The 14,507-nt window shown below is 64.4% G+C and carries 12 protein-coding genes; 7 read left to right on the top strand and 5 right to left on the bottom strand.

Annotated features, from left to right (window positions below):
- Positions 1-53: 53 nt before the first annotated feature.
- Positions 54-1,028 (bottom strand): ArdC family protein, encoded by a 975-nt coding sequence (locus ACS5RC_RS14815; RefSeq protein ID WP_478344630.1) that lies wholly within the window; start codon positions 1,026-1,028, stop codon positions 54-56.
- Positions 1,029-1,080: 52 nt separating this feature from the next.
- On the bottom strand, positions 1,081-2,700 hold the full coding sequence (locus tag ACS5RC_RS14820) for a hypothetical protein (protein ID WP_478344631.1): 1,620 nt from the start codon (positions 2,698-2,700) through the stop codon (positions 1,081-1,083).
- Positions 2,701-2,788: 88 nt separating this feature from the next.
- Between ACS5RC_RS14820 and ACS5RC_RS14825 the strand changes: the two genes are divergently transcribed.
- Both ACS5RC_RS14825 and ACS5RC_RS14830 read left to right on the top strand, forming a co-directional pair.
- Complete coding sequence (locus ACS5RC_RS14825; RefSeq protein ID WP_478344632.1) at positions 2,789-4,939, top strand: hypothetical protein; 2,151 nt, start codon at positions 2,789-2,791, stop codon at positions 4,937-4,939.
- A gap of 3 nt (positions 4,940-4,942) precedes the next feature.
- Positions 4,943-5,119: a hypothetical protein gene (locus ACS5RC_RS14830; RefSeq protein WP_478344633.1), complete on the top strand. Its 177-nt coding sequence runs from the start codon at positions 4,943-4,945 to the stop codon at positions 5,117-5,119.
- 202 nt (positions 5,120-5,321) lie between these two features.
- Here the strand turns inward: ACS5RC_RS14830 and ACS5RC_RS14835 are convergent, their stop codons facing one another.
- Entirely contained in the window at positions 5,322-5,693 is a 372-nt protein-coding gene (locus tag ACS5RC_RS14835) for a hypothetical protein (protein ID WP_478344634.1), read from the bottom strand.
- 764 nt (positions 5,694-6,457) lie between these two features.
- On the opposite strand from ACS5RC_RS14835, the gene ACS5RC_RS14840 reads away from it, so the two are divergent.
- A complete protein-coding gene (locus ACS5RC_RS14840) occupies positions 6,458-6,898 on the top strand; it encodes a hypothetical protein (protein ID WP_478344635.1) in 441 nt (146 codons plus the stop codon).
- Positions 6,899-7,830: 932 nt separating this feature from the next.
- Complete coding sequence (locus tag ACS5RC_RS14845; protein ID WP_478344636.1) at positions 7,831-8,274, top strand: hypothetical protein; 444 nt, start codon at positions 7,831-7,833, stop codon at positions 8,272-8,274.
- 449 nt (positions 8,275-8,723) lie between these two features.
- Here ACS5RC_RS14845 and ACS5RC_RS14850 read toward each other — a convergent pair whose 3' ends face one another.
- Complete coding sequence (locus tag ACS5RC_RS14850) at positions 8,724-9,431, bottom strand: hypothetical protein (protein WP_478344637.1); 708 nt, start codon at positions 9,429-9,431, stop codon at positions 8,724-8,726.
- Between the two features lie 35 nt (positions 9,432-9,466).
- Positions 9,467-9,811, bottom strand: coding sequence for a hypothetical protein (locus ACS5RC_RS14855; RefSeq protein WP_478344638.1), 345 nt, complete (start codon positions 9,809-9,811; stop codon positions 9,467-9,469).
- 668 nt (positions 9,812-10,479) lie between these two features.
- Between ACS5RC_RS14855 and ACS5RC_RS14860 the strand changes: the two genes are divergently transcribed.
- Genes ACS5RC_RS14860 through ACS5RC_RS14870 form a run of 3 tightly spaced genes read left to right on the top strand, consistent with a single transcriptional unit; the run spans position 10,480 to position 14,465 of the window.
- Entirely contained in the window at positions 10,480-11,409 is a 930-nt protein-coding gene (locus ACS5RC_RS14860) for a hypothetical protein (protein ID WP_478344639.1), read from the top strand.
- Between the two features lie 12 nt (positions 11,410-11,421).
- Positions 11,422-11,946, top strand: a complete 525-nt coding sequence (locus ACS5RC_RS14865) for a hypothetical protein (RefSeq protein WP_478344640.1) — start codon at positions 11,422-11,424, stop codon at positions 11,944-11,946.
- Positions 11,946-14,465, top strand: a complete 2,520-nt coding sequence (locus ACS5RC_RS14870; protein ID WP_478344641.1) for a hypothetical protein — start codon at positions 11,946-11,948, stop codon at positions 14,463-14,465. Before ACS5RC_RS14865 ends, ACS5RC_RS14870 begins: the two co-directional genes overlap by 1 nt.
- Positions 14,466-14,507 lie beyond the last annotated feature (42 nt).

The following is a 14,507-nucleotide window of genomic DNA, read 5'->3' on the forward strand; positions in this document are numbered from 1 at the left end:
ATCAACCGGGCGAAGGGCGGCCAGGACGCGGCGAGAGGGGAGGGGCACGGCGCTCACGCCAGCGCTCCCGTCCCGAAGGGCGCGCGGTCGACACCGGACGCCGCTTGGCGGGTGATCCCTGGCCTGGGGTGAGGGTCCTGTGCGCGCGTGTCGCTCGATCGAAAGCCGGCGAGGTAGTCGGCCGCGCGCGAGCCCTGCGCGGCGGCGTGGCTGAGCGCGCGCGGGTCGGCGCGCAGGAGTGCTGCCCAGGACGCACAGTAGGCGGCGTGGTCGGGGTGCGGCGTGCGGGCGAGCCCGAGGTCGGCCAGGACGAAGGCGGCGCCGAGTTCGGCTGTCAGCTCCTCGGCGGCGTAGGCGCGGGTGCCGAACCTGCCGGTGTGGTCGCGGGCGAGCCGGTGGGGTGCGCCGGTCCAGTGAATGAGTTCGTGGGCGAGCGTCCCGGCGTAGCCCGTGGGCGTTCGGAAGGCGGCGCGGGGCGGCAGGTGAATCGTGTCAGTGGCTGGCACGTAGCAGGCGCGGGTGCCGCCCTCATGGATCAGCGCTCCGGTGGCCGTGACGAAGGCGTCGAAGACCGGAAGGAGTGTGGGGGGCGACCTGTCGGTGGGGGCGACGATCGGCGGGGCGCTATCTACCTGGGCGGCGTTGAAGACGTAGGCGGCCCGGGCAACGAAGGGGGCACCGTCGGGCGAGTCGGCGTCACCGGTCTCGGTGCGGACGCTGCGCGGCAGTTCCTTGTAAAACAGCACCAGCGTGCCGCGCTCGGTCCGGCGGACCTGTGCGCCCAGCGCGGCCCATTGCCGGTAGGTCGCCCAGCGTGCGTCGGAGTAGCCATTGGCCTGGGACGCGCACCACAGCGCCAGGACGTTGATGCCGCGGTAGCGCCGGCCGGTGCGGGCGTTGCAGGGTAAGGGCTCGTCACCGTGCCAGGGTGGGGTCCAAGAAGCGGGGTCGGCGGTCTCAAGCTGAGCGAGGATGATCGCGGCTAGGCGGGCATGCAGGTCGCTGGCGGGTGGGGCGGTCGCGAGCATGGAGGCGGATTCCCGGCTTGGCCGCAGCTGCGGCGTAGCTGGGGTTCCCGTCTCAGCGGCGCGCGTTTACGTCCGAGACTGCCGATCGCGCGTCCTTCGAGGCGGCGGCCAGCGGGTCGATCAGCCATACGCGCACCGTGAAGCCCGCGCGCTCGGTCCGGAAGACGGACCAGTTCTCGCTGAACCCGACCGCGATGGCCTCGCCGTCCAGTGTCTTGGCGACCGTGTTCAGGTCGGAACAGATAACGTGGGTGGTCCGTTCAGAGACTGGCGCTTCCGCTTCCCCTGGATCCGCAAGCGAACCCACCTCCTCGCCATCGGCGGCGGCCTCACCCGGCTGCACGCCTGCGTCCGTATCTGAACGCACGCCCAGCACGGAGGTCTTGTAGGTAAACTCCAGCTGAGCTGCGGAGATCTCGAGGCTCGCGGCAGCGCCCTGGCTCCGCATGGTCAGCGCGACGATGGGCGGCTTCTCGGCATCCGCTGATCGCCCGCCCGCGTTCCGACTCCTGAAGTGATCGTACGCTTCGACGGTGACGACCTTCGCCTGGTGCGCCGCGCTTGTGAATCCCAGGCCGCCATTGGCCTTGGGCCGGGGCTCCGGCGCCGCATCGCCAGTCCCGGCAAGAAGCGCTGCGAACGCCAATGTCACGTCCTCAGCTCGGTAGGGGGCCGAGTGTGGATTCTCGCGGGGGACGACAACTTCGCACTGGGGTGAACTGTCGATGAGAGCGTCCGGCACCGGGAAGGACAGGCCGCTGTCAGGCACTGCGCAGAGCAGCACCCCGTCATACAGGACATGATAGCCCGGAACGTGGAAGAGGCGCGTATGGTCGCGCCTGGCCACACGCAGCGCGCGGCGCAGCACGTTGAGATCCCGGCTGCCGACGCGCAGCGACAGCGCGTTGAGGTCGGCATGTGCAGCGTGGATCAGCGTCGTCTGGGCCTCGGTGCAGGCCATGGCCGCCCCTGCGGTGATCTGGACCTGCGCGTACTGCTCGCGCCGCGCGCGGGGTTCCACGACTGGCGCGGCGTAGGCGAGGGCTCGCTCCAGCACCGCGTTCGGGACAGGTTGACCGCCTTCGGCGGACTCGTCCCAGGGCAGCGGATGGCCCGGATTGACCAAGCGCACCGTCCACTGCAGGAAAAGCTCTCGGGGGCGCGTCTGAATCCTCCGGTCGACCCGCACAGGCTGGAACCCACGGTCGAGCAGCCTTCGATCCGTGGCGATGACGAACACGTTCCGCTTGGGCGTGATACGGCAGTAAAGTAACTTCCCCCTGTCCATTAGCTTCGCTCGCACCGGCCTGGACCAGGCGCGCAAATTCTCTGCCGGGTATTCGAAGGCGAGTGCGCCCCGGGCAGGCCCACGCGTGAGAGGCGCGCGGACACGGCTGAGCTGTCCGTTCTCCCGCAGGACGGACACGCGCAGGAAGGTGCGGTCGACTTCGAACCGAACCATCTCCGCGTCCGCCTGGAAGTCCAAGACGGCGAGCGCGTCCAAGAAGTTGTCCACAGTGATGCTGAAGCCGACGCCTCCACGCCGGTGAGCATTGCCAGCCGTTTGCATCTCCGGGTGGTCGAGGGGGGCAATGGTGTGGATCCGGTTCCAGAGGTTGTCGACCGCTTGCGCTGAGAAGCTGTCGGCGTCCAAGGCATCCTGGGTTTTCATCCTGTGCTCCACAGCCAATACCTCGCTCATCGACCACGACTGCCCTATGCAGGTTCAGCGGATTTCACATAGGCCTGCGGTGGGATCGTTGATACGCCTGGTCGATAAATACAAACCTCGAGACTTTCAGGGGATCGTTGGTCAGGATATAGCCAAAGAGATCCTCACCGCGCACATCCGCTCGGGCGGTGCGGGGGTGTTTCTGCTGGAGGGGCCGTACGGGTGCGGGAAGACCTCCCTCGCCGCGATCGCCGCCTCGGCACTTCTGTGCAAAGCGCGCGCGCCCCTGACGTTTTCCGAACCGTGCGGCCGATGCGAGCCATGCCTTCAGATTGAGGCATCCCTCACGACACAGGTCTATCAGAACCCCCTGTTTGAGTATCACGATTGCGGGCGCGACAGGACCGTCGCATCGATACGATGGATCGCGAATCAGGCCCGGACCCCGCCCAGTCTCCACGGCCCACGGCGCGCGATCGTGCTGGATGAGGTTCATAACCTTGAGCGGGCCGGCTTCGAAGCTCTCGGGGAGATCTTGGGCAGGCCACCGAAGTGGTTGACGGTCTTTCTCGTCACGACCCAGCGGGACGCCATACCGGACGAGGTCCAGTCCCGCTGCACACCCCTTGCGATCGGTCTCGTGCCGGACGCTTTGGCCCATCGCTACGCGGCCAACATCTGCCGTCAGGAGGGGATCGTGTGCGAGGACACCGCGCTCGACCTGCTGGTGGCACACGCAGCAGGGCACGTGCGGGACCTCGTCAAGCTCCTCGACCTCGTCGCTCAGACCGGGCCGATCGACGTCACCCAGGTGCAGCGGCTCGTCAAACTTGGCCGAACGCCGATCCTGCTCGACTATCTGAGCGCCCTCGTGGCCGGTAAAGCCCTGTCCGTCCAGATCGAGATCCTCAAGGAGTGGACGACCGAACCTGGCTTAAAGGCCGATGCGCTGCAGCGCTTGCTGTGGTTCATGTACATGAATGAGGTCAGGCGGCAGTACGTCGCCGACCGGACGCTGATCCAGCTGACACAAGCCAAGCGCCTCGAGCTTGTCGGAGCATTCAACGAACGCGCGCGCGCCGGGGGGCACAGCCCGCGTGCGTTCTGGGAGGACCTGATCTCGTTCTGGACCTTCGGAGCGGGCACGGTGAACGAGAGCGTACTGCGGGAACGCATGATGCGCTTCGATGCGCGCATCAACCCACCCGTTCCGACCCCAGCCCAGCCCCCCGCGCAGGTCGAGGTGCCGCCACGACGCGTATCGCCTCGCGGCGAGCGCATCGCCGTCCGCGCCCAAAAGCTTAATTCCGGCTTCCGCCACGGTATCGGGGGCTGTGAGGCCAGCGCTCAGTACCTACCACGGGCGCACGCGCGACGGGTGTTCGACGCCGGCTCCTTCATGGCCCGCCACCACGGGTGCTGGTTCAACACCCGCGCCACATTCCGCCATACCAGTCTCGGCCTGACGGATCACGGGGCAGCGGCCGACCTCGTGAGTCGCTTCGTCCACGAGCTGCGCCTGGGCTTGCGTCGGTGGGGGCCGGCAGGCCCGAGTAACCCGGCCGCCGACACAGCGTTGCACTGGATATGCCTACACGAGAACGAGGCAGGCCGGGGGCCCGTCAGCACCGTGATTGCACATATCCCGGTCCGCCACCACCGCGACGCTCGGGCGTGGTTCGCCGGGCCGTTCCTGCACGGTAAACAGCTCGGAAGCCGGGCGAGCGCTGTGCGGCTGAAGATGGGTTCCATCGTCGCGATCGGGCTGCACGATCGCCGGCCGGCATGGCAACACGCCCATCTCATGCGCCTGATGTGCCGGGGCCTCGACCCCATGCTGATGGCGCGAGGCTCCGACGGCCTGCGACATCCGCTCATCGACCTCATCGGCGTGCGACCGTGCCTGCGCCGCCCCGCCGGGAGTTTGCAGCTACGCCAAATTTACAGCACCTCCGACTCGATCAGCCGCGCCGCGCAGACCCTCGAGCGCCGGCGTGGATTTGATCACCTTTCCGCGTTCAAGGCCGGCGCGTGGCATAAGCTGGACGAGGGGTGGGAGGCCCACGAGCACGCAGATCGGCACCGGTGGTCTCGTGAGGTGGAGCTCCGCCATGCCGAGAACGCCGTCCTGTCTCGAGCTGGCCTAGGCGAGAAGGCCGTCGATAAGGATCCCCGAAATGGTGTCGACAGCTTGATATACGATCGCGATCACATGCTCCGCAGCTGGGATATATGGTAAATTATGAGCAATATCAATTACATAGAGAGAAAAATAGCACCGCAATTTTGGAGAACAAAAGTGAACAAAATTTCAATTCTTGTTCCGTTTGATTTCGATTCAGCCGGAGTTTCATTTCAGATTGAACGCTGCGACGAGACCCCTCGCGTTGGGGCGATCGTGATGGCCGTCCGTCCGTGATGCGAGGAGGCGTCTTGACAGTTCAATGCCCCAAGTTGCCGGCACATGGCCACGTTGACCGGCACCGCTCCAGGCGCCTTGGGGTCACGGTCCGGACGATGCGCTCGGCGATGGTCCTCTGCTCGGGCTTCCTCACCACCGCCCATGGCACGGAGACGCCCGCAACCTCCCAGGACTCCTGCATGGACACGTCCATCAGCCGTCATGCGTTGTCGAGGACGCTCCACTCGGGCTTGCCGCAGATATCAACCAGCAGTAGCGCCAGGTCGGGTCGCCGGGCGACAACCTCGTGCTTGCCGGTGCTGTGCTTCTGCAAGCAAGCAAGCCATGATGCAGTAGAGGTTCTTTCTGCCGTAGGTGGTGGTGGGGTCGCCCAGCGGTGTGCGCGTGTCGTCGTTGACCGCGCACCGGCCGTCCGCGACGGCGGCGTCAATGCTGAGCTGATCAGGTCGGGGATGCGCTTGGCCTCGAGGCCGAGGACAACGCCCTGGTAGCGCATGCGCCCCTGGCGCTCGCCCCACTCAGCGGTGGAGGTTTCCAGCGAAGCGGTCGCATGGATGCGCAGCCTGAGCACCTCATCGCAGGGCGTCGATGCCCCTGCCAGCTCGCGCCGTAGCGATAGGTGCCAGTTCCGTTCAGCTGGCGCTCCAAGCGGACCAGCCAGGCGCAGGAGGCGCTATGATCGCGCGGGGGGCCGCGTAGAACCATGCGCCGACCCGGTCCAGCGCATTCCTGACCGGCTTGGGCCAACGGTTGCGAGATCCCTGTCCGCGCAGGTCATGCATGATGCAAAGAGGACGTAGGTCAGGCTGGCCCCGCTCGTTGAGCGCGTGCCGCAAGGCGACGTCGCTCGCGACCCATGCATTGCCGAGCCTCGCCACAACCGAGCGATGGAAAGGGATAAGCGGTCGAGACCGACCTTGCCCTTGCCGATCCTGGGCATCTCATCCCGCTTCCTGACGTCGGCATCAGGAGCTGCGAACGGCGGACAGAGCCAGCCTACGACGCGCTCGGCGAACCGCATAAAACAATTTCAGGTTTAATCACTGCTGCGACATCCGCCTCGTTCAAACCCGTACATCAATGCGTTGGCGATCGCACCGCATCGCACCGCTTGTGTTTGGTCACCTCGTCCAAAAGGGGACAAGGGGATTTACCTCTGGTTAATTTTACTTAATTCCAAGTTGTCTTTCGGACCAATAAGCATTTTTTTGAACAGCCAAGCTGCGCGGTTGCGCCAGTTTTTTCTATATAGTGTGCGCAGTGACTGGCTCCGGCTTAGCCGAAGCATTGCCTCCCTGCCTTCCCGCGCGGAAGAGACCTTGCACGGAGACATCCATGCGTACTGTTCAGACACTCTCGGCCCGAAAACAGCTTCGAATCAACAACCTCAACGTGCGCGCACAGGAGGACGCCCGGCAGATCGTAAAGCGCGGATCCGAGGGTGGTCCCACCCCCATCCGACAATTATTGCGCCTCGAGGCCCGCGTGCTCGGCATCGGGCTGATCAAGGCAAACCTGGACAACAAAAGCCATCACGAATTCCAGATCGAGGCTGCGTTGAGGTGCGACAGCCGTGCACTCAGCATTTCTAAATTGGCTTACGTGGTCGCTTCGGCTGACTTCGCTCTGAAATCTCACGCAATCTACACACCTTGTTGCGAAATTTTCTACAGTTTTATGAAAGAACACGAGCCGGACGATGCGACGTGGGAATTTGATCATGCCTTCATCTTAAACAAGGCTCTGGTCGATATCCATTTGAAGAAGGCTGCGTGAACGAGTTCTGAAAGTGGGCGGGGAGGTAATGGACCGGCCTGGACTGTGACAGCTGTGTTTTCAATTTGTCTGTCACAAGCACGTCCTGCCCCCCCCGGACCCTCGTCGAAATCGACGAGGCGGCCGATCTCGTGTGCGAGATCGGCCGCCTCCTTTTGATGCAAGGTAGTTTTTGGTGTTCACGCGACTTGGCACAGAACGTAAGTTCAGATGTGGGGCAAGTCGAAGAGTTGCTTCAGCACATGGCACTGGTGACCAGCCGTTATAAAATCCGGACATGCCGGAACGCAAAGCCAAGCGCCACAAGGCTGTCATCAGGGGCAGGTTTTGAGCTCGGCCGCACTCATGCTGGCCGGCCTTCAAAGCTACGAGTCCCGATTGCGTTCGGCCCGCCTGGAAGGAAAATCCACGCCATGTTTGTGGCTTCGGCCCACCTGCATTGTGTGCGCTGGGGCGTGGTTCGCGATGTGATCGTGAGCGTCGGGCCCATCCGACATGGTGGTCACCTCTGCGGTGCAGGCGGGAGTGGGCGCAGCCGCATTTCAATCAAAGCGTCAAGATGCAAAGGGTGAGAGCAGGCCCGGCCTGGACCATCATCGCCGCCTCCACTTAACCAAACCCCAAATAGTCATGAAAGGCGAGGAATCCGTCGAACAAATTATGATTTTTTAATAATAGATATTGCACTGTAATAGCCCGCCCAATGTGAGCGTCTCATGTGCCTCGCTCGTGCAAGCCTAACTGCTTTAATATTTACTTTGCCAAATTTTGCATTCGCGGATCCAAACCATACCCGAAAACTGTCAGCAGTGGAAAAAACAAACAGTAACAATGTAGGGGCATCTGCCCGGTTTGTGTCAAAAACCGAGGGCGTCTATTTCCGATACGAACACCTGTACGAGCGCGATGGCGCCTACGATGCCGAGAGCACGATGGAGATCGTCCCCTACGGTCGCACCGAGGCCTACGTGCGCATGCGGACCATGTGGGGAAACTATCACTCGTGCAGCCTCTACGGGATCTTCAAGGCCGAGGTGAACGCGTTCGTTTATGAGCGGCATGATCCGGACGGGCGGGCCTGCCGGATGCGCATCGTTCTCAAGGATGGCACCTTCACAACCTCGGTGCAGGATCTCAAGACCGACAGTGAGGGGCAGACGTGCCTCGGCTGGTGCGGAGCGCGCGGAACCTTCAATCACGACGATCGCTTCGCCCTGCGTCAGCGCCGACCAATCCGTTACATGACGCGCCTTCTCGACTCCGACGAGTACAAGGCAGCGGTGATGCATCGCCAAGGCCTGATCCGCGAGCCCAATACGGGCGCGCTGTTTGATCTCCGGCGTGCTGAGGAGGAGAAGGCCAAAGCGTCGCCATGAGAGCCTTCTCGATGGGAGCCTTCTCACCCGGGAACCCGGCCAAGTGAGGCCCTCGAGGGCGGGCCGGGAGTGAGTCACCCGGCCCATGGCCAGGGGGTCCTCTCCTCTGATGTGGATCAGGCCTGTCTTCCGCCGCCTTTGCTGCACGCCTTCGTCTTCCCCGGCGGGCACAGAGCCCGCTTCGGGCGCGCCACCGCGCGCAAGGCGCTTGACCTCTCGGTCAGTCTCGACAGCGGCACCGGGAAACGCGGCGCGTCACCCTACCCAGCCGGTCCTGATGGTGGCGCTCCGGCTCCTGAGCGACAGCCAGGGTCTGTACGCGTCGCTTCAGCTCGTCCGCGCCTGCGCGGCGCGTGTCGCCGTCATGGCGGCAACCGTCCTGAGCTGACCGGACGCCCGTACCAACGTCGACTTCCGCAAACCAAAGCTGGCCCGTTTGGCGATGACTGTCAGTCCCCGACCAGGTATTCGAACACGAGTTTCGAGTGCGGGCTGCTGTAGTGATATGCGACAACCTCGCAGCCCCGCCTGATGGGTCCGGGACCGGTCAGGATCAACATCTGGTTGTGGTTCGAATATCTTCCCCGAACCGGGTAAGACGCCGGTTTGCAGCCATCCTTGAAGGCATAAGCCGTTCCAAGGATCATGCTGCCAGGTTTCAGGCTGCCTTCATACAGCAGGGCTCCCGCCTTCACGATACCCTTGAGCTCAGGCTTTGGCCGGACATACCTGATCGTGCCCCTGTCTGGGTCGACGGCGACCCCGCTGCGGTTATGCTCCCAGGCATCCGGTGTCCCGACAAAGGGATCGGCAGGAGCTTTCAGCGCCACGAGGTCGATGGGCGGCAGCGGAGGCGAAAGCACGTAGCGTTTGCCGTCACTGACGATGGTATTTCCGTCAACGCGCCACGACACATCGACATCTCCGCCCAGGTGGCCGTTTGCCCAGCAGTCCTTCGCCTTCAGGCGTTCGCCGACGACGACGGGATTCTTGCAATCGAGGCCCTGGACGCCAACGAGGCGCTCCCTGCTCTCAACGAGCAGGAAATCCCCGTCCTGCGTGCGGTAGCCGCCGTCTTGGGCGCCAGCGATCGTGCCGGCCGAGGTGGGCCCACCGAGAGCGCTCATGACGAGGAGGGCGAGGGTTGCTTGGCGCATGAGACGACTCCGGGAGTTGCGTCGAACCGGCGCGATCAGTAGCCGGCGGCTGCGCCAGCGATGGCGGCTCCGAACAGACCGAGGGCCGCGCCCGCAGCGAGGGCACCCACGTCGGCGCCGCTGTAGCCGTAACCATATCCAGGTCCGTAGTACCCATAAGGCCGCCCGTAGCCGCGATAGCCGTAGTGCCGATACCCGCCGCGATAGCCGCCCCGGAAGCCGTATCCGCGGCCACCATGGAAGGCGTGTCCGCCACCGAAGCCACGGCCGCCACCATGGAAGCCGCCGCCACGGCCGCCTCCGTGGAAACCACCAGCCTCCGCCGGAACGACGGATCCCAACATCAGTGCGGTCATGGCGATCGCGAGTGTCTTCGTCATCGTCAGTCCCCTTGTCTCACCGGTCCGGCATCGCCGGCCTGATGAGGTCAAGGTGCCACCGGACCAACTAACGGTTACCTGGACGAAGAACGTAAAATTGATTCGTCTCGCCGTTTCGGCTCGCGTCGCCCCATCTGTGGTTAAGCCTCCCTCTCGTAACGGCCGGCGGTGAGGGCACCTCGCGGGGCTTATCCGGTGCGGCAGCCGTGATGCGATCAGGCGGACCCGAAGGGCGTGCCATGGCCGCTGCCGTGCCCCTGCGCGAGTGTGCCCATGGATCCAGATATCGGGCGCGCTCGGGCCTTTCATGAGGATGGATAGAGCGCTGACGCAGGCAGCCTCCGCCGGCGTCGAGAGGGGCCGCCTGAGCACAAAGGCGGCGTTCGGGATGCCAGGGCGCAGGATTTCTCACCTCGCGATCCACCACCGGTGAGATGGCGTTTTCCATCCTCACCGGCATTTGCGATCACGCCTCGAGAAGTAATCTCGGGCTTCACTTCGTCATTTGGTAACTAATAACCTCAAATCCCCGTGTTTTAACCGTTAGTATACCCGCACCACATAGATTCGCCCATAGAGGATCGATCATTCAGCAACACGTTACATCGCATCGTGTATCCATGATCGAACAAAAATCATTTATTGCCTGAAACATCTGCGAGCGGCCAATGCAGGGTACGATCCTCGACTTTGATCGTGTGAAGGGCGGCATCATTCGGGGCGACGATGGGCAGCGTTACAGCTGTGACCCAGCCGATTGTCTGTCCGCGACGGAGCCCCGTCCGGGCGATTGCGTTGATTTTGAGATTCACGCCGGCAGGGCATGCGATCTCTATGTCCTCCGCGCTCAAGGCCCGACCTTTGATGCCCAACACCTGCGCGGGGCCGCTCGCTCCCTTGCCAGCGCGGCAGCGGGCGCTGCCGGTACGGCCGTCGGCGCCGTTCAGGCGCGCTTGACAGCGACTGAGGATGGCCGGGCTTCCGGCCTGCGCCGCATCGGTCTGCCGGTGAACGGGCTCGACGATCCCAAGGATTGGCGCCTGATCATCGGTGGCGCCTCGCTTCTTGCCTGCATGCTTCCTGTCGTCGTGTTCCCGGGTGGATCGTTCAGCGTTTACGGCGTATCGGGTGTTGTCGGCGCGGCGGTCGAGGCAACACGCCAGTTACAGCTCGTATTCGGAGGGCTCGGCGGCTTCTCCGGCGGCAATCCCTGGAACAGTGGAAGTCGCCCTGTCGACGTGGTGGGCCAGCTATCGAGCCTCGTCAGCCTCCTGCGTGTCGCGTACGTGCTGTATCTTATTCCGCTCTCCGGATGCCTGGTCTGCCTTTGGGGATTGCGGGGGCGGGACAATGCGCGGCTCGCAGTCTTGCACGCGATCCTCTGCCTTGCCCCGATCGCCCTCATCATCCTTGCGGGGAGCCTCGTTCAAGCCACGCTGTCCGCCAGGGAGGCCCAGACGGTCGCGGCCATGGGGGGGACCGTCTTCGGCGTCGCGGGTTCCGGGGCCTGGCTCCTGATGGTGCTGGGTTTGGCGCAGCTTCTCCTGGGCCTCGGGCTGATCCAGCGCTCTCCGCGCTCGCTCGTTGCCAGCGCCTGAGGTCCAAGTGCCATGATGTCTCGATGCGCATCGCTTGCGATCCTGCTCGGAACCAGCCTGACGCCTGCGCTCGCGGGTGAGGTCGTCTACACACCGACACACGGGGCTCATTGCCGACAAGTGGTCGAGCATGCCGAGCTGAGCTCCTACGTCTGCCGCGGTCCCAGCAGTCATGAGTTCCAGGTCTTCGATACCGGCATGACCGCCGGCGTGATCTTCGGCGCGAACAACGCAAACAGCGATCTCCAGCCCGGAACGACGGTGAGCGGGGACGGCATCGGCAAGCAGATCGAATGGCGGTTGGGGAACGGCCTTCCCTATGGCGCCGTCCATCGCATCCACACACCGGGCGGCTCGACCCTAGTGGTGACCAAGATCGGACGCCAGGGCTCCTGCCATGTCGGCTATGTCGACGGCGCGCAGCCGCGCGCCAACAGCATTGCCGCAGAGATCGCCGATGCTGCTCGCGACAGCTTCCGCTGCGGCATCGACACGCCATTGGTCATCGGACGCGCGCGCTACCAGGGACGGGTGTGATGAAGCTGATCTCTGCACTCGCCACGGTGATGGCGCTGGCTGCCGCGAGCGGTGCCCCGGCGCACGGCGCCCCGAGCAACCTGGAGCACAACGGATCGGGAATGCGTCTCGACGTCGACGCCGACCGCGTGCTCATCACGTACACGGAGCCGCGCTTCGGTCTCGGCAGCGCTGGAATCGTGCCTGGCTCCCTGCTCTTCGAGGGGCGTATTCGCGACGGTGTTCTCACAGGCACCGCCTACACCTTCAAGCGCGGCTGCGCGCCGGCAGGCTACAAGGTTGAGGGTCGCGTCGGCGGTCCACGCTTCGACCTCGTCGGAGCCGCCCCCCACCGGGCGCCCCGCTCCTGTGCGGTGGTCTGGGACTCGATGGCCAGCCCGCACGCGGTGCTGCCGTTCGTGATCCTCGGTCGAGAGTCGGTCGTGGCGCTCATCGGCCACGGCGGCTATCCGAACTCGGTACCCCCGAACCCACGATGGGAAGCGGCTGCCAAGCGTATCGTCGAGGCCGCCACGTCGGATGGCACGAGAAACGCGCCGCCGGTCTCACCGTCTCGAGAGGACAGCGGCAGCGCTCCGATCACGCCCATCGATCCGACCGCGCCGGATCAATCCGCTACCCCGGTCCTCGATGTTCGGGACGGCCTAGCGACCACGTCCATGGTTGCCGTCCGGACGAGTGCGTCCTCCCAAGAGACCCAAGCGGCGCTCGTCCAAGTGACCTTCGATACCGGTGCCGGTCCGGGCGTCGGCCGTAACCAGGCTAATGCCCGACCAGGGCCTGTAGCCACGCCACCCCTCATGACGTTCGACGGCCTCCTCGACACATACCTCGCAGAGCACGCAAGCCTGAGTAGAGATGATGCCTTCGTCCAGGACCTCGCGCGCTTCACGCGGTGCTCGGAATTCCGAGCGGCCGCGTCCGACGAGTTCTCGGCCTCGCGGTTCCGCAGCACCGCACGCACCCTTCTCGCCCAGCGAGGTCCGGGCAGTCGTACGATGCGCGTGCGCTTCGAGGCCCGGCTCGGATCCTACGACTTCGAGACGGGGTCATTTGCCTTCGATCCCGTCTCGGCATCGATCCCGCGCATCGTCGGCACAGAGCGTGAGCAATCCTGCGGCGCAACGCATCTGGACCTGCCCACGAGCTTCTTCGTTGCGTTTCCCAACGCTGATCTGGTGCGCGGCCTCGCGATGGCGCCCGAGGACGCTGAAGCCCTCCTGAAACGCCAGCGGACCATGCGGAACGGATCGCGTGATGTGAGTGTCGAGCTGACCGTCCAGCTCGGGACTTTCGGAAGCCCGGTGGCGAGAGAGGAAACCGTGCTTCTCTACAAGCGGTATTTCGGCGCCCCCGTGAAAGCCGAGATCCTCGACATGACTGTCTTCGAAACCCCATCCAGCTCCGCACCGTTGGCAACGCTGTCGGAGGCGCGCAAGCAGCGCTATGCCGCGCAGATCGCTGCCGTGAAGGCGGCCGAGGCGGAAGACCGGCGTCTCAACCAGACCTTCAGCCAGGGGCTTCTCGCCGAGCAGATCGCGGCCCTGCGCAGGGGTGAGGATCTCAGGACGGCGAAACGAACCCGCATGCCAGACACCACCATCTCCCTTGCAGACGAGGGGGGACGCTGGACCGCGCTGGCAACGGTTGCGGAGAGCTCGTTCATGACGCGCGGGCAGGATACGCGCACGCTGATCCGCTTCGCGAACGCCCAGGAGACCAACGGCATCATGGTCCCAGAAAATGTGCGGACTGCGGCTGGCCGGAATCGGTTCAGCGTATCAGCCCGCCCCCTCTATGTTCCGACGGGGTTGATCGAGGACGATGCCAAGGGAGAGACCGGGATCGTCGCCCACATCGTCGCTGTTGAGTTCTCCGCCTCCGGGCCGGAGGGGCCGGTTCGCGAGACCGTGGCGTTGCCGTCTCAACCGCAGCCCTTCCGGCAAAGCGTCGACGAGCGAGGCCCCGAGAGCTTCGACATCGTTGGCATCACGCTGCGCGACACGCCGGCCGAGACGCAGCGCAAGCTCAAGGCCGCGTTCGGTGATGCGCTGACCTACGATGAAGCCAGCGGCATCATGCGGAGCGCGTCGTCCAGATGCGGTGCCACGACCGCCGTGGCGGAGGCACAGCCTGAAGATGGCTCGGATCGCTGCGTCCTGGCCCGGTTCGCTACTGTCGGCCGCGGCTACTTCGGCGGCGAGATCAAAGGGCTCGTCCAGCTCGAGGTGCGGCAGACGTTCAGTCCCGATGAGATCATGAAGGTTCAGAACGCCCTGACCGCGAAATACGGTCAACCGCGTGCCGTCCGCCGCATGAGCCCCGGTGCAGTCGCCGTTTGGGGCACCCGGATCGCGGAACGACGCGACGGCGAAGTCGCCGTATCGATGGGTCTGTATGCGGTTGATTGGGAAATGATTGAGGGTGCCCGGATCAGGACGCGCTTCCGCCTATCCGATCCGATCGTCGGCAACAGCAGTCAAGTATCCAGAACTTCGGCAGATCCGGCACGCTTCTGAAACATGCACGGCACGGTGTGGTTCGCGCAAGATACCCTCAAT

It is taken from the genome of Methylobacterium sp. HJ2 (genome assembly GCF_056431005.1).